This window comes from Mesorhizobium amorphae (genome assembly GCF_014843845.1).
GTDB lineage: Bacteria > Pseudomonadota > Alphaproteobacteria > Rhizobiales > Rhizobiaceae > Mesorhizobium > Mesorhizobium amorphae_A.
In genome coordinates this window covers 12,956-35,774 of sequence record NZ_JHQS01000124.1, presented here as the reverse complement: position 1 = coordinate 35,774, position 22,819 = coordinate 12,956, and the positions used below count along the sequence as shown (strand labels likewise).

Below are 22,819 nucleotides of genomic sequence, written 5' to 3'. Positions count from 1 at the left end.
GAGTGTTGCTAATCCAGAAAGGGAACAGGGATGGAAAAAACAATCAAAGAGGCAATAAGGCATCTCGCCGTCTTAGGCTTGGTGTTTTGCTTGCCCAGCGTCGCCTTGTCGGCTTCGGCGAAGGAACTGACCGCCGTTTCATACGGCGGCAGCTACCAGACGAGTCAACGGAAGGCCTATTTTGAGCCGTTTGCCCGCGCGACCAACACGAAGGTCACCGAGGATGAGTGGACGGGTGAAATCTCCAAGATCAGCGCGATGGTCCAGTCCAATCAGGTAACCTGGGACGTTGTCGACGTCGATTCCTATAGTATGCAGCAAGGATGCGATGACGGCGTTCTGGAGAAGATCGACTACTCAAAGCTTCAGGGCAAACAGATCTTTGAAGGCGGGATAGCCTTCGAATGCGGGGTTCCAAGCGTCATTCTGGCGACCGTCGTTGCCTATAACGCCAATAAACTCAAGGATGGGCCCACAACCATCAATGATTTCTTCGATCTGAAAAAATACCCCGGTAAGCGTGGCATGTGGCGCCGGCCGGTGGCGAATTTGGAGTTCGCCCTCATGGCAGATGGTGTTCCGGTGGATCAGGTCTACAAAATGTTGGGCACCAAGGAGGGACTTGATCGCGCCTTCGCTAAGCTTGATTCCATCAAGAACGACATCGTTTGGTGGGAAGCAGGCGGACAGCCTCCTCAATTGCTCGCATCCGCCGAAGTTGTGATGTCCACCGCCTGGAACGGAAGAATCTACAGCGCTAACAAGGACGAGGGCGCAAATCTTAAAATCGTTTGGGACGGCCAGGTCCAGGATTGGGATATCTGGGCTATCCCGAAAGGAGCGCCTAACCTCGAGACGGCATACGAATTCATCAAATTTGCGTCCCAGCCTGAGAACCAGGCAGAACAGACCAAATACACCTCCTATGCCCCGGCGGTGGCAGCGGCCAAGGACAAGGTCGATCCAGCCGCGCTCGAGAACCTGCCGACCGCTCCCCAGAATTCCAAGCGTGTCCTGAAGACGGACGCTCAATTTTGGGCCGACAACAATGATGCTGTGCGGAAGCGTTTTGACACCTGGTTGTCGAACTGACAGATGGCCCTGCAGGGACGGAGGTATCTACAAGGATACCTCCGCGCTCTCGCTATCTCATAGGAGCACAGAGTTGGAAATCGTCGATGACCAGATCGGCAAGCAGTTTCGACGCCAGAAGCGGCGCGAGAGCGGTCGCGGGGTGTTGCTGGTATTGCCGGCGTTCCTGTTCCTACTTGTTGTTTTCGTTGTGCCGATTGGCTCAATGATAATCCGCGCCTTTGACAATTCGGAGACGGCCGCGCTGCTGCCGCGCACAGCTGAAGGCCTGAAAAGCTGGAATGGAGTCGGCCCGCCACCCGCCAAGGCCTTCAGGGGATTGACCCAGGACCTTCGGCAGGCGACAGCCGACCGAAGTGTTGGCGCGTTGGCCAGAGCCCTCAATCAGCAGTCCGACGGCCTTCGCACATTGGTAATGAAGACCTCGCGCGCTCTGCCTGATACGGAACTCAGCAATGCCGCGGACGCATTGGCCGCCATTGACTCGCGGTGGCGCGAAGCGGACGTCTGGTTCGCACTCAAACGGGCCAGCGCCTCTCTGACGCCGACCCATTTCGTAAAGGCGGCAGATCTCGAATATGGCGCCGATGGAAAGATCACGCCGCTCGGTCCGTCTGAAAAGCTATTTCAGTGGGTGTTCTTGCGAACTTTCGCCATTGCCGGGACGGTCACCTTGATTTCGATCCTGTTAGGCTACCCGGTTGCTTACCTTTTGGCGGCATCAAGCGGCGTGCGTCGCCGCGTCGTGATGATGTTCGTCGTAATTCCTCTGGCCACGTCAATCCTTGTGAGAGCAATCGCATGGCTCGTGCTCTTGCAAACGCATGGTCTGGTCAACGACGCTCTCAGTCTGATCGGGATTATATCGGAGCCGGCGCAGCTGCTTCATACGCGGACCGCCACGATTCTGTCGATGGTGCACATCCAGCTTCCCTTCATTATACTGCCGATTTTTGCTGTTATGACCACGATTTCACCGAACTATGTCAGGGCTGCACGATCGCTTGGCGCGGGGCCTATTGTGACGTTCCTGCGGATCTATCTTCCCCTCAGTATGCCTGGCGTTGCCGCGGGCGGATTGATCACGTTTATCCTGTCGCTGGGACATTACATCATTCCCGCCCTGGTCGGAGGGTCGACGGACCAGATGGTCAGCTACTACGTGGCGCTCTATACAAATAGAGAGCTGAATTGGGGATTGGCGTCAGCCTTGGGAATAATCCTGCTGGTTGCGACCATCGTAATCTACGGTGCCTTTGTGCGGCTGATCGGCGCCGAACGCGTAAGCCTGGTGCCAAGATGATACGGTTTCGCCCCGCGTCCACTGTTGGAGCACGGTTAGCGTTCCTGACCGTCTGCGCTCTGGTGTTGCTGTTTCTGGTTCTTCCGGTGGTGGCAATCGTGCCGCTGTCGTTCAGCGCAGATCCCTGGTTTACTTATCCGCTCCCAGGTTGGTCGCTGAGATGGTATCAGGATCTTTTTGGATCCGAGCAGTGGCGAAACGCTTTTTTTAATAGCCTGATTGTCGGATCGGCATCAACGGTCTTGGCAACACTATTAGGAACGCTGGCCGCTTTTGGCCTCGCCTTTCACAGGGTGCCTTTCCGCTCGCTCGTCATGGCGATCGTGATTTGTCCGATGATTGTCCCGGTTGTCATCACGGCGGTGGCGATGTACTTCAGCATGCAAGCCGTCGGCCTCGCAAATTCGTATACCGGGATAATATTGGCCCATACGGCGTTGTCATGCCCGTTTGTCGTCCTGACGGTTATGGCGGTTTTAAACAGGTTCGACCGGAATCTGGAGCGAGCTGCCGCAAGCTTGGGGGCAGGACCTATCACGGTGTTTCGGAAAGTCACGTTCCCGATCATTGCCCCGGGTATTGTCTCTGGCGCGCTGTTTGCCTTCTTTACCTCGTGGGATGAGGTCATTGTCGTCCTTTTTCTCGGCGCACCCGATCAGCGGACACTGCCCCGGCAAATGTTCAGCGGCATCCGCGAGCAACTCAGCCCTACCATTATCGCCGCCGCTACGCTGCTGATAGCGGGGTATATAATTCTGGGTATATTCATGGCATTCAGGAGGGACACGGGGGTCCAGCGATAACAACTGCGAGTTCCGGCAGAAGTTTCCTGATGGACAGAACAAAAAGCTTGCTTTGGCTAGAAATATTAAGTCTAGACTCGGGTGGGCGCGCTGCGACCCGTGTGTTCCGCCAGGGTTCAAACCGTCACCGATTGGTGCAATTGCTGTAACAGCAGTCTGCTCCAGTCGCCAAGAAAAGACAACACCCGCACCAGCCCCTCAAAACGCACCACTATTCCTTCCGATCCACGACAGAGAACTGCACGCTCAAAGTGGCATCCATCTCAAGGAGCCGATGATACCACTTTCTTAAAAACTGGACTTCTTTTACGCGAGGTCACTCTGACATGGTGCCCAGCACGAACTTTTCCAGAAAGGACCAAACGGTGACTAAAGCTCATTCTATTGCGGTAAGTGACATCCCCGATCTCGTGGAAACTGCACATACTCGGACCGCCGGCCATATTCACCGCACCCCTCTACAGCGGTCCAACTACTTCAGCAGCCGGGCTGGGGCGAACGTTTTCTTCAAGCTTGAACAGCTTCAAGTTTCTGGTTCCTTCAAGGGCCGCGGGGCGATGAACAAGATCGCCTCGTTGTCAGACGCCGAGCGTGCTAGGGGGATTGTCGCTGCTTCTACAGGAAACCATGGCGCTGCTGTTGCGTATGCAGCAAATGCATTCGGAGCAAAAAGCCTGATCTTCATGCCCGAGAACGCCTCGTCCGTTAAGGTAGACGCAGTCCGCGGCCTCGGTGCAGAGGTTCGCTTTCACTCGAACGACGCCGGACAAACCGAAATCTACGCCCATGCTTTCGCTGACGAGCGCGGGCTGACATTCGCTTCTCCTTACAACGATCCGGCGATCATTGGCGGCCAGGGGACGATCGGCAAGGAGTTGCTGGAGCAGATCGGTCAGGTCGACGAGTTATTCCTTTCGGTCGGGGGCGGCGGACTGCTCAGCGGCATTGCTGGATACCTGAAGGGAATTGGGCAGACAGTTCGAGTCTGCGCGTGCTCCCCACAAGCCGATCATGCGATGTATGCATCAATCAAGGCTGGCAAGGTTGTCGTTTTTGATGCTGATCCAACGATTGCTGACGGATGCGCTGGGGGCATGGAAGAGGATGCCATCACCCTTCCATTGGTTACTCAGCTCGTTGACGAATGGCATCTCCTTTCGGAGGAGGCCACGAAGGCAGCGATGCGGCTTTACATCGAGAACGACAACCATCTTCTGGAAGGGTCAGCAGGACTTGCCATCGCTGCCCTGCTCGAAGCCGCAGAACGAGGTTCTGCACGCTTCGAGGGCAAGACAGTTGTTCTCGTCATTTGCGGTTCCCGCATCAGTGCAAAGACGTTGAAAAGTCTCCTTTGATCTCCGCTATTGAGTGACCCCTTCGGCTAATACAACAGGAACACAAAAGTAGGCGACCCGTCTCAAATTCCTCCAGTGAGCGATAGCCAAGAGCCGATTGCAGAGTTCCATAGCTGGCGAGGAAGAAAGTCCGAGGCCGCTGGATGTAGTTCAATCGGCAAAAAAGGCAGTGAACAGCAAGTAGCAGACCGGTTCTTGAGCAGCGGCGTCGACGGGCTGAAGGAGCACCGGCCACAGCCAGCTTGGCTTTGGAACCCAATTTCCGAGCATAGGCGCTTCGCCGAATTGTCGAGGGCGTTCATCGATTACGGCGCCTGCCCTCAAGCAGGTCAATAACCGTACGCGCTGCATCCAAGATATGCGTTCCAGGGCCGAATACGGCGGCGACCCCATGATCCATCAGGAATTGATAATCCTGGCCCGGTACTACGCCACCGCACACGACGATGATGTTTTCGGCGCCTCTTGCCTTCAGCGCCTCGACGAGCTGCGGCAGGAGCGCCTTGTGTCCGGCCGCGAGCGAGGATGCGCCGACGACGTGGACCCCAGAGGCCACGGCCATGCTTGCTGCTTCTTGCGGTGTCTGGAAAAGCGGCCCGGCGACCACATCGAAGCCGAGATCGCCGAACGCCGATGCGATCACTTTGGCGCCGCGGTCGTGGCCATCCTGACCGAGCTTGGCCACCATCAACTTTGGCCGTCTGCCGAGTGACACGGCGATGTCCCCGATGCGAGAAACCAACGTCCTGTATTCCGGTTCGTCCCGGAAGGCGGCTCCGTAAACTTCAGTAATCACCTCGGGAACGGCCACATGATCGCCGAAAGCGCGGCGCAAGACATCGGAAATCTCCCCCACCGTGGCGCGAGCGCGCGCCGCTTCGACGGCTGCTTCGAGAATGTTGCCCTTGCCGCTGGCTGCGGTCTCACCAAGCGCGGCAAGGGCTGCGTCGACGCGCTTGGGATAGCGTTGACGCTTGGTCAGTTCGATACGGCGGATCTGTGTCTCGCGCACCGCCGCATTGTCTATCTCAAGAACCTCGATCGGGGCCTCGGTCTCGAGCCGGTACTTGTTGACGCCGACGATCACTTCGTCGCCGCGATCGATCATCGCCTGGCGGCGGGTGGCCGCCGTCTCGATCAGGCGTTTTGGCAAACCTTCGATGACGGCCTTGGTCATGCCGCCGATGGCCTCGATTTCCTCGATGAGCGCCCACGCCTTCTGCGCCAACTCGTTCGTCAGGCTTTCGACGTAGTAAGAGCCGGCCAGCGGATCGACGACCTTGGTCACGCCGGCCTCGTGCTGGAGGATCAGTTGAGTGTTGCGCGCAATGCGCGCCGAAAACTCAGTCGGCAGCGCGATCGCCTCATCAAAGGAGTTGGTGTGGAGTGACTGCGTGCCGCCGAGCACTGCGGCGAGCGCCTCATAAGCGGTGCGCACGATGTTGTTGTAAGGGTCCTGCTCCTGCAGCGACACGCCCGATGTCTGGCAGTGCGTGCGTAGCATCAGCGATGAAGGCTTCTTCGGTTGGAACTCTTCCATAATACGCGACCACAGAAGTCGCGCTGCCCGCAACTTGGCGGCCTCCATGAAAAAATTCATCCCGATGGCGAAGAAGAACGAGAGCCGTCCGGCAAAATCGTCGACATCGAGACCTTTCTTCAACGCGGCACGAACATATTCCCGCCCGTCGGCCAGTGTGAAGGCGAGCTCCTGCACCAGCGTCGCGCCCGCCTCCTGCATGTGATAGCCGGAGATGGAGATAGAGTTGAACTTCGGCATCTCCTTTGTGGTGTACTCGATGATGTCGGCGACGATCCGCATCGAGGGTTCGGGCGGGTAGATGTAGGTGTTGCGGACCATGAACTCCTTCAGGATGTCGTTCTGGATGGTCCCGGAAAGCTCGGCGTGCGAGCAGCCCTGCTCCTCACCGGCAACGATGAAGCAAGCGAGGATCGGGATGACAGCACCGTTCATGGTCATGGAGACGGACATGTCCTTGAGCGGTATGCTATCGAACAGGACCTTCATGTCCTCGACGGAATCGATTGCCACACCCGCCTTGCCGACATCGCCGACGACACGTGGATGGTCGCTGTCATAGCCGCGATGGGTGGCGAGATCGAAGGCAACTGAGACGCCCTGCTGGCCGGCGGCGAGCGCCTTGCGGAAAAAGGCGTTCGACTCCTCCGCGGTCGAGAAGCCGGCATATTGCCGGATTGTCCACGGCCTGCCGGCATACATCGTCGCGCGGGCCCCGCGGACGAAAGGTTTCAGCCCGGGCAGCGTGGCGAGGTGGTTGATCCCATCCAAATCGTCTGCCGTGTAAAGCGGCTTGACGTCGATGTCCTCGGGCGTGCGCCAGACGAGGGTGTCGGGCGATGCCTTCAGTTCCCGTTCGGCAACAGCGCGCCAGTCTGCGAGTTTGGGATCGGCCATCATTCGAACTCCAGAATGGGTTCGTCGACGGCGAGGCTTGCGCCCGCCTTGGCGGCGATCCGTTTGACAACAGCCCGCCGTTCGGCGCGCAGCACGTTCTCCATTTTCATCGCTTCCACCGTTGCAAGAATCTGGCCAGCCTCGACCGGCTCTCCTTCGGAAACGACAATCGCGGTGATCACACCGGGCATCGGGCAAAGCAGCAGCTTTGAAGTGTCCGGCGGCTGCTTCTTCGGCATCAATCGCGCGAGCTCGGCGACAGGTGGGCTGCGTACATGGGCAACAACATCCATGCCTCGCCAGCGCAGTCGGTAGCCAGTTCCTGACCGCGACGTTTTGATCGACGTGCTCTCGGCGCCAATTTGAAAGTGCGCCAAGTGCCGTCCCGGCTGCCAGTTGCCTGCGACGGCCAGGACCGAGCCGTCATCGAATGACACCACGGTTCCGTCTTTCTGATCGCACACGGCCACCGCAAAGGCATGGTTGCCAAGCGCGACCATCCAATCGCCAGGGACTTTGCGACGATGATTATCCATCGCCCCGGAGATCAGGACATTGCGGTGCTGGAGTTTCCAGTTGATATGTGCCGCAACCGCCGCGAGCTTGCGCTCATCCGCATCGGTTGGAGATACACCTGCGAAGCCGTCTGGAAACTCCTCGGCGATAAAGGCTGTGCTCAGCCGCCCCTCGCGAAACCGGGGATGGTCCATGACAGCAGAGAGGAATGGCAGGTTATGGCCGATGCCTTCCACTTCGAAATCATCCAGCGCCGCGGCCATGGCGTTGATTGCGCCCAGCCGATCGGGTGCCCAGGCGCAGAGCTTGGCGATCATGGGATCATAGTGCATCGAGATTTCCGAGCCCTCGACCACACCGGTATCGTTGCGGATGAGTGAGCCGTCCGCACGCGCACCTTCGGCGGGCGGCCAGTAGCGCGTCAGACGACCGATCGAGGGCAAGAAATTGCGATACGGGTCTTCAGCGTAGAGCCGGCTTTCGATAGCCCAGCCATTCAGTCTCACGTTCTCTTGGTCAAAGCGCAGCTTTTCGCCGGCGGCGATGCGGATCATTTCCTCGACCAGATCGATGCCGGTTACAAGTTCGGTGACCGGATGTTCGACCTGAAGCCGCGTATTCATTTCGAGGAAGTAGAAGTTGCGGTCACGATCGACAATGAATTCAACGGTACCTGCCGAGTGGTAGCCGACCGCCCTGGCAAGAGCGACGGCCTGCTTTCCCATCGCATGCCGGGTCGCTTCGTCGAGGAACGGTGATGGAGCCTCCTCGATGATCTTCTGGTTGCGGCGCTGGATCGAGCATTCCCGCTCACCGAGGTAGACGATATTGCCGTGCTGATCGCCGAGCACCTGGATTTCGATGTGACGTGGCTCGGTGACGAATTTCTCGATGAAGATACGGTCGTCGCCAAAGGCGTTCTTCGCCTCGTTTCGCGAGGAGTGATATCCTTCGCGCGCCTCGACCTCGTTCCAGGCAATGCGCATGCCCTTGCCGCCACCGCCGGCGGATGCCTTGATCATGACAGGAAAGCCGATCTCTGCGGCGATGCGCAACGCTTCCTCTGCATCCTCGATCAGGGCCATGTGGCCGGGCACGGTCGAGACACCGGCGGATGCCGCGATCTTCTTCGACGTGATCTTGTCGCCCATCGCCTCGATTGCGACGGGCGAGGGCCCGATGAAGGCGATGCCCTTGGCTTTCAGCGCGTCGGCGAAATTCGAATTCTCAGACAGGAAACCATAACCCGGATGAACTGCATCAGCGCCCGTGGCAGAGACGGCATCCAGGATGTTTGCAATGCGAAGATAGGACTGGGCCGAGGCGGCGGGACCGATATGGACCGCTTCATCGGCTTGCCGGACGTGCAGGGCGTCGCGGTCAGCGTCGGAGTACACGGCAACGGTGGCAATGCCGAGCCTGTGCGCCGTTTTGATCACCCGGCAGGCGATCTCGCCACGATTGGCAATCAGGATCTTCTTGAACATTTTTTGCGCACTCAAAGCGGGATCGTGTCGTGCTTCTTCCAACGCGTCTCGACGCTTTTTCCGCGTAGAGCGGCAAAGGCACGAGCGATCCGCTTGCGTGAGGAATGGGGCATGATCACTTCGTCGATGAAGCCGCGCTCGGCGGCAATGAAGGGGTTGGCGAAGCGCTGTTCGTATTCCCTGGTGCGAGCGGCGAGCCTCTCTGGATCGCCGAGTTCAGACCGGTAGAGGATCTCGGCAGCGCCCTTTGCGCCCATCACCGCGATTTCGGCGGTCGGCCAGGCGTAGTTGATGTCGGCGCCGATATGTTTCGACGCCATCACGTCGTAAGCACCGCCGTAAGCCTTGCGCGTGATCAATGTGACCATCGGCACGGTCGCCTGGGAATAGGCAAACAGCAGTTTGGCGCCGTGCTTGATGACGCCGCCATATTCCTGGGCGGTGCCCGGCAGGAAGCCTGGCACGTCGACGAGCGTCATGATCGGGATGTCGAAGGCGTTGCAGAAGCGAACAAAACGCGCCGCTTTGCGGGAGGAATCAATGTCGAGGCATCCGGCCAGCACCATGGGCTGGTTGGCCACCACCCCTACCGTTCTGCCCTCGATGCGCAGAAAACCGGTGATGATGTTGCGGGCGAAGGCGGCCTGAAGCTCGAAGAAGTCGCCTTCGTCGGCAACAGCGAGGATCAGTTCCTTCATGTCGTACGGCTTGTTCGCACTCTCCGGCACGAGCGTGTCGAGGCGCAACTCGATCCGCTCGGGATCGTCATAAAACGGCCGCACGGGCGGCTTTTCCCGATTGTTCAGCGGCAGGAAATCAAAGAGGCGCCGGACCTCTTCCAAAGCCTCGATGTCGTTTTCGAAAGCCCCGTCCGCGACAGAGGATCTTTGCGTGTGCGTTGCCGCACCGCCGAGTTCCTCCGCGGTCACGATCTCGTTTGTGACCGTCTTGACCACATCGGGGCCGGTCACAAACATGTAGGAGGAATCCCGAACCATGAAGATGAAATCGGTCATGGCCGGGGAATAGACCGCGCCGCCGGCGCACGGGCCCATGATCACCGAAATCTGCGGAATGACGCCAGAAGCATCGACGTTGCGCTTGAAGACGTCGGCATAGCCAGCAAGTGAGGCGACACCCTCTTGGATGCGCGCGCCGCCAGAATCGTTGAGGCCGATCACCGGCGCCCCGTTACGCACCGCCATGTCCATGATCTTGCAGATCTTCTGAGCGTGTGTCTCGGACAGTGATCCGCCCAGCACCGTGAAGTCCTGTGAGAACACATAAACGAGCCTGCCGTTGATCGTACCCCAGCCTGTGACCACGCCATCCCCGGCAACCTTCTGGGCATCCATGCCGAAGTCCGTCGCACGATGCGTGACGTACATGTCGTATTCTTCGAAGGAGCCTTCATCGAGAAGCACCACGAGGCGCTCTCGGGCGGTCAGCTTGCCTTTTGCGTGTTGAGCGTCGACGCGCTTCTGTCCGCCACCCATGCGAGCTTGAGCACGACGGACTTCTAGTTGTTCGAGAACAGCTCGCATCAGCGCCCAGCCGTTTGCTCGAGCATCTTCCAGGCCGTCTGGAATCGCAATGCGGTGAGCCGGCTTTGCCTCGAACTCGGGGTTGCTTGGCTGGACAATCGCATGAGCGCCTCCACTGGAATTACGCTCCGCATTAGTTCGCCGGCAATGGACGGGAAAGGCTTGACCGGGTGCGATTGCAAAATGTATGAAATTGCAAATAGAAATATGCGAATTTGCAAATGGCAAACGGCAAGCTTTTCATTGGGCGACGCGTGCGCGAACTGCGGGAGGCCAGCAAGGCCACCCAGGCGGCATTTGGCGAGCGGCTGGGGATATCGACCAGCTATCTGAACCAGATCGAAAACAACCAGCGACCGGTTTCGGCCGCAGTGCTTCTTGCGCTGGCCGAGAAGTTCAACGTCGATATCGCTTCAATTGGCGGCAGCGACGCCGACCGGCTGCTCTCTGTACTGAGCGAGACACTTGCCGATCCTGTATTCGGTGGTGTTTCCCTCGGCTTTCAGGAGCTGAAGCTCATTGCGCACAACGCACCGTCCTTCGCTCACGCGCTGATTGCCTGCCATCAGGCTTATCGCCGAAATAGCGAGCAGCTTGCCAGCTTCGACGACCAACTGATCCGAACCAATGCTTTTGCAGAACCGGCACCCTACGAGGAAGTGCGGGATTTTTTTCATTTTGTTGACAACTACATCGATGAGCTTGACCGGGCGGCCGAGCATCTGGCGAAAGCCTTGGGCGTGTCGGATCGAGATGTCGGTACGGCGTTGGCAGATCACCTGGAACAGCATCATCACGTTCGCGTTGCGCGCGCTGGCAATGGCGAGCGGGTGATCAGGCGCTTCGACGCGTCAGCGCGCGTGCTGTATTTGAACTCTTACTCACCTGCGTCGACGCGCAGTTTTCAGATGGCATTCCAGATCGGCGCCTTGGAGCACCGGGCGGAAATCGACGCCATCATCGAGCGAGCGCGCTTCCGTACCTCCGAAGCAGCAGAGATTTGCAGGATCGGCCTCCAGAATTATTTTGCCGGCGCGCTTATGTTGCCATACCGTCCCTTCCTGGCCACGGCAAAAGAACTTCGGCACGACCTGCACCTGCTCGCAGTGCGATTCGGCGCCAGCCTTGAGCAGGTGGCGCATCGCCTTTCGACGTTGCAAAGGCCTCGGATGAAGGGCGTTGCCGTCTTCTTCGCGCGTATCGATCGCGCCGGCAACATCACGAAGCGCCATAGCGCCGCAAAGTTGCAGTTCGCACGCTACGGTGCAGCTTGTCCTTTGTGGAACGCGCACCAGGCTTTCGAAACGCCGGGTCGCATCATCTGCCAATTGGCGGAGACACCCGACGGTGTGCATTATCTCAGCATCGCGACCGAAGTCAGCAAGGCGGACGGCGGGTTTGGCTCACCCAATCGACGCTACGCGATCGCGCTCGGATGCGAGATTTCCCATGCGGGCGATTTCGTTTATGCGGATCGGCTGGATTTCACAAACAGCTTGGCATTTGACCCCATCGGCGTTTCATGCCGCGTTTGTGAGCGGATTGATTGCATTCAACGAGCCGTCCCACCACTTAAGAGCACGATTACAGTCGATCACAACCGCCGCAGTGAATTACCGTACGCGATTTGCTAGGTGAGGTGGCCGGAGGGGTGCCACTTGTCTCATGCCGTTTCCACATCTAGGCTATTTCGGCGTTCGATTCTGAGTTTGTGACGGGTGTTCGACCCGTCTTTTGTGGCTTTCGACCAAGCAAAGATGGCGTGCGTGGGCGGGATGACTGCCCTGGGCGTGTCGCGTGAGACCGATCAGCTCTATCCGTCAAAGGTGTGCCGTACACGAAGTCGAGAATGCCGGCTTTGACGGCGCTCGACGGTACGGTCGGGCTTGTTGGTCGGGTTGTGTTGCAGCAATTTGCATATCGACATTGTGGTAGGAGAGCCTCTGACATTTTCGGAGGAGTATATGTTCTAGGTCCGCCAGTTCGATCCGTCAGCGATTGCTTTGTGCGCGCTGGTACCTGGCCTACAATCTGAGCTTGTGTGATCTGCAGGAGATGATGACCGAGCGGGGCATTGCTGTCGACCGCACGACCGTTCATCGCTGGATCGCCCGTTACGCATCGCCATTGCTGGAGCGTTTCAACCGACCCTGGCGGAGTGACCGGCAGACGGTATATCGACGAGACCTACATCAAAGTCCCCGGTCAGTGGACGTAGCTTTGCCGCGCCATTGACAGTGTCGGTACACCGTCGAATTCTGGTTCAGCAAGCAGCGTTACCTGTTGTCGGCCAAGCGGTTCTTCACAAAGGCACCCGCGCGCGGTGGCGGCCAGACCGCCTAGTTATCGACGGTAGCCAGACCAACCAGGAGGCTATCATTTCCTGTGACACCGCTTGCAGGATTGCTCTCGGTGCCGACGCGCCTAAGCGGGTCATGTTGATCCCTTGGAACCGAAGCATTGCAGCGACGAAAAAATATGAACTCCAAGAAGAATATGGGGCACGCCGTTCTGTTTACTGGCGCTGGCCTGACGCGGGAGTACCGGGTTCGCGAGACCGATCTTTAGGAGCTGCATACTGGTTTCTGAGGTCTGTCGGCGTAACCCCGATATGTTGGCGGAAGACCCGGCTGAAATGTCCGGCATTGCCAAAGCCGCACCTGAAACCAATTTCACCGATCTGGAGGTCGGTAGCTTCAAGAAGCGACTTTGCGTATTGAAGCCGGACCGCGAGATAGGCGGCCATTGGGCTCACTTCCAATTCAATCGCAAAAAGTCGTTCGAGTTGACGCCTCGAGACGTTCAATTTCGCGGCGATATCAGAAACTGTTATTGTCTCCTGTAGGCTGCTCTCCATCAGCAAGAGCGCTCGCTTGACTGCGCGGCTTGACGCTTCTGGAAAAAGGTCGCCAATCGGTTGCACGTCGTAGCTGTTGCGAATTCGATCCATTACCAGAATTTTCGCGGCTTTCTCCGCGGCCCTCGGTCCGATTGATTTCAAAACAAAGTATCCAGCCAGATCCGCCGCACCCGTGCCTCCAGCGCATGTCGATCGCTTGCGGTCTACGCAATACAGGCCGTCTGCTTGCGCCCGCACATCGGGAAACGACTGCCTGAAATCCTTAATATGAAACCAGCTGACGCAAGCATCGTAGCCATTCAGCAATCCGTAGCGCGCCAGAACAAAGCTCCCGGTACAAAGCGCCGTGATATGCACCCCGCGCTCTGCGGCGCGCAGCAGGAATGCTTCCTTTTCCTGACTGAGGTTCTGTTGGGGGTCCAAGAGGCCTCCAACGATGACGATATTGTCGAAGTCTTCAGGATCCCCGATAGCTCTCGTCGGGAGCAACTCGATCCCGCAGCTTGAGCGTATAGGCAAGCCCCTTTCTCCGAGTATCTGCCAGTCGAACTCTACCCGACGACTTCGATCGCCTTCGTCTCCGGCCAGACGCAGCGTATCGATGAACAGGGAAAGCGGCGACAGCGTAAAGTCGCGAACGAGGAGAAATGCGAACGTCTTTGCCATCCAAAACGTCCCCGTGACGATCGATTATATAGGCTCCCGCGGGAGCCCTCGCATAGGCCCATACATTTCAAATTAAAGTCGCCAGCGCTTTTCATCGGCTTCGCACACGCATAAGCCCCGCTTGCTCGTTCCGCGAGCTAGTGGCGGCAATATGTATGTGGCTGAATGCCGTCCGCCACGACACCCACATAGCGGCTTCGACATAGTATTGGGCTGCTCTATCCTGCGCTAATGGATAGAGCCCCCATCGGTGATGCTATTTAGGCAACGCTGCACTGCCCAAAGCTCGGCTTCACGCGACCGCCGGCGTATCTTTGCAATTGTCTCCATAATCAACATCCAAAACACAAATGCCTCGGATCAAACCGGAGGGACTTTGAAAACCCCGGCGTCAAAGGGGTCCGTTTGGACGAAAATCATCCCTCTTCTGTGCCCAGTCCGAAGGTCGTCCAATGCTAGAAGCCGCTCAACGCGAGGTTGGGGACTATTTGGGACTAATGGATACCTTACGCGCGAAGCAGGTCTTGAGGCTGGAGGCGGACTGAGCGCTCCGATCATAGAAGCCTGCTCCTTTAGCCCAATTGGATTGAAGTGGATTTGTTGCGCCCGCGTCTCGCGGCTGGTGGGCGGGCGACCCTAATGGTTCGGCTGGCCATTGCGGGCGGACGTAATCGCGAGCTCCGGCAGAAGTGTCTGGATGAACAGGGCAAAAAGCTCGCTTTGACTGGAAATATTAAGCCTTTTGTAGATGTTCTGGCGGTGCAGTTTGACCGTGCCTTCGGTCACGGAAATGATCGACCCGATCGAGCAGTTGCTGTGGCCGCGCAGGATGAGCTGCACGATTCTGCGCTGTTGATATGTCAGCCGGTCTTGGCAGAACGTCGTAAAGGCCTTCTCCATCAAATCATTCAGACTTGGTGGGCGCATGGTCGCCCGAGCATCCCGCCACTGGCTACGGATGCTCTCGCGCACGACCGGCTCAAGCGCTTGCAGGCCAGTCTTCTCCGTCACGGAAAACGGGGCGCCCCGCAGACGCATCAGCGAGTAAACGGCGTTGAACCCGCCTTCCAGCGGGACGAGGAAGCCGATCTCCTCAACAAGGGAACCCGCCTGCATGGAAATGCAAGGATGGATCTCTGTTGAGCCGTAAAACTCCGAATCGAAGAAGCGGTCGGGCGCCAAGTCGCGCATACGCCATAGGCCCGGTTCCCAGCCCTGGACACAGGCCGTGTAGAACGGGTCCAGCAGGTAGGCGCCGTTGAGGTAGGCTTCCAACGCCGATGGCGCTGCACCCTGACGATAGCCATCGTAGAGCAGCAGTGGTCTGGCATCGAAGGGAAAACCAAAAATCGCCGACAAATCGAACGGAGCAATGCGGGCGAGCATATCATCGAGCGCCGCCGGCAGCGAAGGCTTCCCGATCTGTCCCATGACCGAGGCGATTGCCGATACGTCGGGTAAGTTATTCAGCGCAAGCAAGGCCCACTCATGAAGCGGAGCTCACGCACCGCGATGTATCACTTTTGGAATATGGCCCAGCTGAAACGCTTATGCAAGCATGGGCCAAAGCGTTACCCGTGTGGGCGAAAGACCTTCAGGCAAAGTGAACCTGCCTTGATCGTAATAAACCCACCTTTACAGGCGACATAACACAACAGGGGTGCAAATGGGTGGTCGGCTTCAAGGCAAGGTTGCGCTCATCAGCGGCGGTGCGGGAGGATGCGGTCTTGCGGCATCGGAACTTTTTGCGCGCGAAGGTGCGGCAGTTGGCATAGTCGATCTGCCATCCAGCGACGGTGAGGCGGCTGCAAGCCGTTTGCGCAATCAAGGCTACGAGGCTGCATTCGCAGCTGCCGATGTCTCAGATGAAGGGCAGGTGGCTTCTGCCGTTAGCGCGCTCAGTGGCGCTCTGGGACAGATCACCGTCCTATTTAACCATGCCGGCACCATTATCATCCGGCCGTTCCTCGAGACAACCCTCCAAGATTGGGACCGGCTGATGGCCATCAATGTGCGCAGTATGTTCCTTGTAACCCGTACAGTGATTCCGCAGATGATAGACGCCGGTGGCGGATCCATCGTCTGCACCTCTTCCATCTCCGCGGTCGCAGCCACTCCAATGGAAGTTCTCTACAACACCACAAAGGGCGCCTGCCACATGTTCGCGCGCTCGATCGCAGTCGAGTTCCGCGACCGCAACATACGGTGCAATGCGGTTTGCCCAGGCTTCATTCAAACGCCCCACGGCCAGAGGGAAGTCGAGGAACTGTCAAGATACGGTATCGACGTCTCCGATGCCGCGATCGCGGCCCAGCAGGGACGCATGTGTCGGCCCGACGAGGTTGCTAAGGCCGCACTTTATCTGGCAAGCGATGATGCAAGCTTCATCAGCGGCGCGCATCTGTTTGTCGATAATTGTTTCACCGCGATTTGAGGGCAAGGACATGACTTTCGAAAAAGGCGGCGTTTGGCGCAACTGGGTCGGAAATCAATACTGCGTGTCACAATACAAGGCTTCTCCCGAGACGGAGGCGGAGCTTGTCGATCTGGTCCGGGAGGCAGACCAGCGGGATCTTGGAATTCGCGTGTCGGGCTCGGGACATTCATTCACACCAGTCGTGGGAACCAACGGTCTTCTCCTGTCGTTGGCCAATCTTCATGGTGTGCACAGAATTGATCATGAACACAAGCGAGTGACAGTCGCCGGCGGCACCAAGATCAACGAGGTCGGCAGGACACTCAAGCAGCACGGCTTATCGCTGATCAACCAAGGCGACATCGATAGCCAAGCCGTTGCAGGAGCCTTCACCACGGGCACGCACGGCACTGGCCTCCGGCTTGGTAACCTTGCATCGTCGATTTGCGGGATGCGCATCATCAAGGCCGATGGCAACATCCTCGACATTGACGACAGCGACAGCGACCTGCTGCACGCGGCACAGGTGTCGTTGGGGACGCTCGGCATCATTTCCTCGCTCACCCTTAACGTCATGGATGCCTACAACCTTCATGAGCGCTTGTGGAGAGACGACTTCGAGACTTGCATGGAACGGCACGATGAGCTGGCGGCGAACCACCGTCACTTCGGCTTCTTCTGGTGCCCAACGCCAGAGAGTCGTCATCTCTACTGCCTGCCGGACACTGCAGCTGTGTCGAGCACCGAAAAGCTGGCTGATGTCTGCGAAATGAAGATTATGGACATCACCGACGCAGCTCCAATGGAGGCGGACTTCGAGAAAATTGCGTACAGTTCCGAAGTGTACCCCATTGAATACGTGCCGAACTTTGTTGAGCTCGAATACGCAGTACCGCTGGAGCACGGCAAGACCGCTGTCAGGGCAGTGCGCGAGCTCATGCTCACCAGGCACACCAACTGCATCTACCCGATCGAATATCGCTTTACCGCCGGGGATCCCGGTTGGATGAGCCCGTTCCACCACCAGGACAGCATCACGCTGTCGGTCTCCGGCGGTCCTGGAATCGATTACTGGCCTTTTTTGAGGGACGTGGACGAAATCCTGCGCCGATACGGCTCCCGTCCGCATTGGGGCAAAATGCACTTCCTCGATACCGACGATGTCACTCAGCTTTATCCGCGAGCGAACGATTTTCGGAAACTGCGGCGCCAACTCGATCCCAAGAATCGATTTCTCAACGACCACCTGAGACTGTTGCTCGGCTAGGCTATTTGTCGACGGAGATCGAAATCGGTCGCCGCATGTCCGGCCATAAGAGATGTCCGCTCTCGCTGCTTATGTAACCGTGAAGCTCAACCGGGTCGTTGAACATATAAGGAATGTTGCTGTGTTGACAGCTCTGCTGGAGCCAAAATCGATCGCCGTCGTTGGCGCTTCACCTCGTGAAAACACGGCAGGCTGTGATGCGCTCCGCCAAATTATCGATTTTGGCTATACCGGCGAGGTGTACCCCGTTAATCCAAAGTATAGTCAGGTTTTCGGCAGAAAATGCTATCCATCTCTTAACGATATTGTCGGATTGCCTGAACATGTCGTTATCTGCGTTGCCAATCAGAATATTGAAAGCGAGATTGACAAGGTAATAGCCTGCGGTGCGAAAGCCGCGACTATTTTCGCAAGCGCTTACATATCGAACGATACAAATCCCACTCTGCCGGAACGCATTGGAAGGAAGCTCAGGGAAAACGGCATCGCCTTGTGCGGCGCCAACAGCATGGGCTTTCTTAACCTCGAAAAACGCGTCGCTGTAAGCTGGTTTCCCTTTGAAAACAGGGCATCCGGATCGATTGCGACGATCTGTCATTCTGGCGCGATCCTATCATGCCTTCTCAACCAAGATCCGCGCTTGCGTTTCAATCTAGCGGTTTCGAGCGGCCAGGAGCTTACGACCACCGTTGCAGATTACATGAAATACGCCCTGTCACTCCAGACGACGAAGGTTGTAGCGCTTTTCCTGGAAACAATCCGGGACGTTCCAGGCTTCATTGAGGCCGCGGCGATGGCTCGTGAAAAGGGCGTGCCGATCGTCGCGCTGAAGATCGGCAAGACGTCCCTGAGCGCCAGACTTGCCGAAAGTCACTCAGGCGCCATCGCCGGGAACCATGCGGCCTACCGCGCACTTTTCGCCAAAAGCGGGGTCATCGAAGTAGAAACGATTGACGAATTGGCAGCGACAGCATTGCTGTTGTCCTCGCCGAAAGACATGGCGGATGGCGATCTCGGCGCCGTGCTCGATTCGGGTGGCGCGCGTGGCCACCTGGTCGATGTTGCAGAGGCCGTTGGAGTCAACTTTGCCGCAATAAGCCAAGCTACGGCCAATCGCCTGACGGGGCATCTGGCACCTGGCCTGGACGCTGTGAACCCGCTGGATGCCTGGGGCACTGCCACCGATTTTATTGAAAACTACACACAGTGCCTTCTCGCCATTAGCGAGGATGCAGCTGTAGGCCTCACCGCGCTCGTCTGCGATGTCCCAATGGAGGACTATATTTCCGAGGGGTTCGTCGAAGCATGCATTGCAGCCAATTCTAGGACTGAAAAACCAATCTGCGTGGCGACGAACTTTGCACGCCTGCCAAGGACGCGTCTGGCCGAAAAATTGTCAGAGGCGGGGATACCGCTGTTCGATGGCGTAGAAAACGCATTGCGAGCCATTCGGAACGTGATGGCCTGGAAGAAATGGAGGGGCCGAGCAGTTGCGATGGAGGTCCCATCAAAGGCTGTGAAGGGGATGGATCCGGACCTTCGACGCATAGTCCAATCGGATACAATGACGGAGTCAGACTGTCTTGACGTACTGGACGCCTATGGCATCCCGACAGCCGCGCGCATTCCGTCAGATTCGGCAGCAACGGCCGTGGCCGCGGCCGAGCGCATCGGCTACCCGGTAGTATTGAAAACAGCAGCCATCGGAGTCCTTCACAAATCTGACGTTGGCGGCGTGAAGCTGAACCTGCGCTCGGCCGCGGAGGTCTACGCAGCTTACGAGGATGTAGCCTTTCGCCTCGGCCCGAAGGTGCTTGTTTGCGAAATGATCAAGACAGACGGCGTCGAGGTAGCTCTCGGAATCGTCAATGACGATCAGGTGGGGCCAATCCTGATCGTTAGCGCGGGCGGTATCATGATCGAACTTCTTGAGGACTCGGCCAGCTTGCTTTGCCCAGTAAGTGAACGGGAATTTATTGATGCGTTGGCGGGTCTGAAAATTTACAGGTTGCTTTCTGGATTTAGGGGCAAGCCGGCATATGACCTCACTGCGCTGGCGCGTGTCGGGGTAAGTCTTTCGCGCCTGGCAATCGAAGCCAGAGATATTGTCAGAGAAGTCGACATCAATCCGATAATCGTGAGTCAGGGTTCGTGCGTGGCGCTTGACGCTCTCATACGCAAAAGAACGCAGAGGTGAGGGAAGACAAATGCTTTTTACAGATCAAAGGCTGAATCTTCTCCAAAAGGTGCAACTTTTTACGGAAGAAGTCCTCCGTCCGGAAGCTCTTCGTCTGGACGCCAAGGCTAAATTTCCGAGTGAGATTTACGCCGAGTGTGCCAGTCGTGGCCTGCTCGGTATTGGGCTGCCTGAAGAATTTGGGGGAACAGGCGAGGACCATATCGTTGCCATCTTGGCAAGTGAAATCATAGCACGCGTCAGCCCAAGTTTTGCGATGTCATTCGGCATGTGTGCAGATGTGGCGTTGCCGATCATCGTCTACGGCGAGGAGTCCGTTAGACAATCCTATATCCCAGGGATCATTGACGGATCTGTTATCCCCTGTGTTTGCATTTCTGAAGCAAATGCGGGGTCGGATGCTGCCGCTTTGCAAACTACGGCACGAAAGTTTGGCGCAGCTTATGTCCTCAACGGAACAAAGAATTGGGTAACAAGCGCGTCAGTTGGCGATGTATTCGTCGTTCTGGCGAAGACCGACCCCGAAGGCGGAAACAAAGGGGTGTCGGCCTTTGTCGTTGATCGGCAACTGCCCGGGATAAGGATCAGTCCCGATCACGACCTTCTCGGTTTCAGGGCAAGCCCCACGGCCTCCGTAATCCTCGAGGATGTGCACGTACCAGAGCGCTGCCTCCTTGGGGATGAAGGGGAGGGGTTTCGCATCACTATGAAGATGCTTGACCTCTATCGGCTGAACGCGGCCGGGATCGGCCTTGGCATTGCGACTGCCGCGCTTCAGCACTCAACGTCCTTTGCGCGTGGTCGTCAGATCTTTGGCCGGCCTTTGATTGAACATGAAGGCATTTCGTTTGAGATAGGCAGCGCTGCCGCTGAACTTGCCGCCGCCAGGGCTCTCTGGGAACAAGCGCTTGTCCTGATGGGTGCCCCGCGCACAAAACTCGGCAGTGCGTACGCTGCCATGAGCAAGCTCGTTTGCGCCGATCTCGGGATGAAACTTAGCACGCAAGCCGTGCAAGTGCATGGGGCTGCCGGGCTAGACGCCTCGAGTCCCCCAGCGATGCTTATGCGCGACGCGAAGGTAGTGCAGATGATCGACGGCACGAGTGAAGTGCAAAAATTGCTGATCTCCAGGTTCCTGGCCAAAGAAGATCTTCCTCAGTGGCGTGGCGATCGCGTGCACCCACATCTGGAGGGTAGAAAACAGTGACGAAGCAATTGGTCGGTGAGGCGCTCGTTGATTTGCTTTCGCAGTATGGGGTTAAGGTCGTTTTCGGCATTCCTGGCGTCCACAACATAGAGCTATATCGCGCTCTGCCAGCCTCCACGATTACCCATGTGCTCGGGCGCCACGAGCAAGGCGTTGGCTTCATGGCTGACGGCTATGCCAGAGCAACCGGAAAACCAGGTGTATGCTTCACCATCACGGGGCCCGGCATGACGAACATCATGACCTCGCTTGGCCAGGCTTGGTCCGACTCGAGCCCTATTCTGGTTATCTCGTCCTGCTTGGATTTACGCGATAGCGCACAAGGCCGTGGCAGGCTTCACGAAATGATCGATCAGTTTGGCGCTGCTTCATCGGTCACCGCCCACGCTTTCCGCGTCTACAACGACAAGGATCTTCAGGATGCTGTAGCGGCAGCCTTTTCCGTATTCGCGTCTGCGCGCCCACGTCCGGTTTACATTGAAATACCTATCGACGTTCTACAGGCGGACGTGACGGATCGGTGGCTCGCCCGGACCCTTCCGCGCAAGCCGTTACCTGATCCCGCGCTTATCGAAGATGCTGCGAAATTGATTTCGCAGGCGTCCAGAACCGCGATTATTCTCGGCGGTGGCGCACTTGATGCCGGCACATACGCACTTGATTTGGCTGAAAAGGTCGGGGCCTGCATTATCACAACCACGGCGGGGAAAGGAGCCGTCCCAGCAGAACATGGCGCGGTCTGGGGTTCGGTGTTGAGCCTGGCATCCGTGCAACAGGAGCTGCAGACCTTTGACTGCATTGTGGCTGTAGGCACGGAAATGGCTGAGACGGACTTCTGGCGCACGGACATCTCCTTCCCGGGAAAGATTGTGCGGATCGATTTGGACGCCTTCAATATAGCGCGGCCCTACCCGGCAGCGGTTGCCATAATAGGCGATTCCAGCCACTGTCTTGAGAACATTTCGGCACGGATTGGTGTTCTCAAGCGGCGATTCAGGCCGCCCACAAACTTCGTTATGGAAACCCCAGCAGGTTCGTCTCTTGTTGCAAAAATCCTTTTTGCAATCCGTGCAGCGGTCCCTGTCGAGGCAGTGATTTGCTCGGACATGACCCAGATTGCTTATTCCGCGAATGTACAATTTCCGGTTTCACGGCCACGCACGTGGTTACATCCTGTAGGCTTTGGCACACTAGGTTTTGCCTTGCCCGCCGCCATCGGGGCGAAGATAGGCAAAGGCGGGTCCACACCCGTCGTGGCATTGGCTGGTGATTACGGGTTTCAATACACTTCGAACGAACTTGCTACCGCGGTTGAATTGAACCTGACACTTCCAATTGTGCTCTGGAACAACAGTCTGCTGGGCGAAATTCGCGACAGCATGATGACGGCCGGAATAGAACCGAATGCTGTGACTGCCCGGAATCCGGATTTCTGTGCCTTGGCCAAAGCATATGGAGCCAAGGCCGTCAAACCCGCGACCGCCGGCGATCTCTACACCATGATCAAGGACGCTCTGGACACCAATGGGCCGACAGTGATCGAGATCACCCCGGATATAGCATTCTAACCCGCCGGAAAAGCGTAGGCCGATGGTCCATCGTCAAATCGGCAAACTCCATACGCATCTCAGCTTTCGAAGCTTCAGTAAGCGGGCACAATCATTCTGGC

General features: G+C 57.5%; 15 protein-coding genes and 1 pseudogene. 11 read left to right on the top strand and 5 right to left on the bottom strand.

All coding sequences use genetic code 11. The features are described 5' to 3' along the window. The first annotated feature begins 30 nt into the window (after positions 1 to 30). The 4 genes from DH08_RS31995 (at position 31) to DH08_RS31980 (ending at position 4,553) form a co-directional block, all read left to right on the top strand. Positions 31 to 1,092: a polyamine ABC transporter substrate-binding protein gene (locus DH08_RS31995; protein ID WP_192183219.1), complete on the top strand. Its 1,062-nt coding sequence runs from the start codon at positions 31 to 33 to the stop codon at positions 1,090 to 1,092. Between the two features lie 73 nt (positions 1,093 to 1,165). After that, positions 1,166 to 2,395 carry an ABC transporter permease gene (locus DH08_RS31990; protein ID WP_192183218.1) on the top strand — a complete coding sequence of 410 codons (1,230 nt, stop codon included), beginning with the start codon at positions 1,166 to 1,168 and terminating at the stop codon, positions 2,393 to 2,395. Next, positions 2,392 to 3,198: an ABC transporter permease gene (locus DH08_RS31985; protein WP_192183217.1), complete on the top strand. Its 807-nt coding sequence runs from the start codon at positions 2,392 to 2,394 to the stop codon at positions 3,196 to 3,198. Before DH08_RS31990 ends, DH08_RS31985 begins: the two co-directional genes overlap by 4 nt. Before the next feature lie 326 nt (positions 3,199 to 3,524). Continuing rightward, a complete protein-coding gene (locus DH08_RS31980; protein WP_192183216.1) occupies positions 3,525 to 4,553 on the top strand; it encodes a threonine/serine dehydratase in 1,029 nt (342 codons plus the stop codon). A gap of 298 nt (positions 4,554 to 4,851) precedes the next feature. Here the strand turns inward: DH08_RS31980 and scpA are convergent, their stop codons facing one another. Genes scpA through DH08_RS31965 form a run of 3 tightly spaced genes read right to left on the bottom strand, consistent with a single transcriptional unit; the run spans position 4,852 to position 10,537 of the window. After that, positions 4,852 to 6,993 (bottom strand): methylmalonyl-CoA mutase, encoded by a 2,142-nt coding sequence (scpA, locus tag DH08_RS31975; protein WP_192183229.1) that lies wholly within the window; start codon positions 6,991 to 6,993, stop codon positions 4,852 to 4,854. Next, positions 6,990 to 8,993: an acetyl-CoA carboxylase biotin carboxylase subunit gene (locus tag DH08_RS31970; RefSeq protein ID WP_192183215.1), complete on the bottom strand. Its 2,004-nt coding sequence runs from the start codon at positions 8,991 to 8,993 to the stop codon at positions 6,990 to 6,992. Before DH08_RS31970 ends, scpA begins: the two co-directional genes overlap by 4 nt. Before the next feature lie 11 nt (positions 8,994 to 9,004). Continuing rightward, a complete protein-coding gene (locus tag DH08_RS31965; protein ID WP_192183228.1) occupies positions 9,005 to 10,537 on the bottom strand; it encodes an acyl-CoA carboxylase subunit beta in 1,533 nt (510 codons plus the stop codon). 221 nt (positions 10,538 to 10,758) lie between these two features. Between DH08_RS31965 and DH08_RS31960 the strand changes: the two genes are divergently transcribed. Together DH08_RS31960 and DH08_RS31955 are read left to right on the top strand one after the other, a co-directional pair. After that, on the top strand, positions 10,759 to 12,171 hold the full coding sequence (locus DH08_RS31960; RefSeq protein ID WP_192183214.1) for a helix-turn-helix domain-containing protein: 1,413 nt from the start codon (positions 10,759 to 10,761) through the stop codon (positions 12,169 to 12,171). Positions 12,172 to 12,499: 328 nt separating this feature from the next. After that, positions 12,500 to 12,942: pseudogene (locus tag DH08_RS31955) on the top strand (IS6 family transposase); the annotation flags it as partial. Positions 12,943 to 13,052: 110 nt separating this feature from the next. On the opposite strand, the gene DH08_RS31950 reads toward DH08_RS31955, so the two are convergent. Together DH08_RS31950 and DH08_RS31945 are read right to left on the bottom strand one after the other, a co-directional pair. After that, positions 13,053 to 14,063 (bottom strand): GlxA family transcriptional regulator, encoded by a 1,011-nt coding sequence (locus DH08_RS31950; protein ID WP_192183213.1) that lies wholly within the window; start codon positions 14,061 to 14,063, stop codon positions 13,053 to 13,055. A gap of 636 nt (positions 14,064 to 14,699) precedes the next feature. Continuing rightward, positions 14,700 to 15,542 carry a helix-turn-helix transcriptional regulator gene (locus DH08_RS31945; protein WP_246801130.1) on the bottom strand — a complete coding sequence of 281 codons (843 nt, stop codon included), beginning with the start codon at positions 15,540 to 15,542 and terminating at the stop codon, positions 14,700 to 14,702. A 187-nt stretch (positions 15,543 to 15,729) separates the two neighbouring features. Between DH08_RS31945 and DH08_RS31940 the strand changes: the two genes are divergently transcribed. Genes DH08_RS31940 through DH08_RS31920 form a run of 5 tightly spaced genes read left to right on the top strand, consistent with a single transcriptional unit; the run spans position 15,730 to position 22,718 of the window. After that, positions 15,730 to 16,497 (top strand): SDR family NAD(P)-dependent oxidoreductase, encoded by a 768-nt coding sequence (locus DH08_RS31940; RefSeq protein WP_192183212.1) that lies wholly within the window; start codon positions 15,730 to 15,732, stop codon positions 16,495 to 16,497. Positions 16,498 to 16,507: 10 nt separating this feature from the next. Continuing rightward, positions 16,508 to 17,746 (top strand): D-arabinono-1,4-lactone oxidase, encoded by a 1,239-nt coding sequence (locus DH08_RS31935; protein ID WP_192183211.1) that lies wholly within the window; start codon positions 16,508 to 16,510, stop codon positions 17,744 to 17,746. Positions 17,747 to 17,798: 52 nt separating this feature from the next. After that, positions 17,799 to 19,943, top strand: a complete 2,145-nt coding sequence (locus DH08_RS31930) for an acetate--CoA ligase family protein (protein ID WP_192183210.1) — start codon at positions 17,799 to 17,801, stop codon at positions 19,941 to 19,943. 10 nt (positions 19,944 to 19,953) lie between these two features. Continuing rightward, positions 19,954 to 21,150 carry an acyl-CoA dehydrogenase family protein gene (locus tag DH08_RS31925; RefSeq protein WP_192183209.1) on the top strand — a complete coding sequence of 399 codons (1,197 nt, stop codon included), beginning with the start codon at positions 19,954 to 19,956 and terminating at the stop codon, positions 21,148 to 21,150. Further along, entirely contained in the window at positions 21,147 to 22,718 is a 1,572-nt protein-coding gene (locus tag DH08_RS31920; protein ID WP_192183208.1) for a 5-guanidino-2-oxopentanoate decarboxylase, read from the top strand. Before DH08_RS31925 ends, DH08_RS31920 begins: the two co-directional genes overlap by 4 nt. The last annotated feature ends 101 nt before the right edge of the window (positions 22,719 to 22,819 follow it).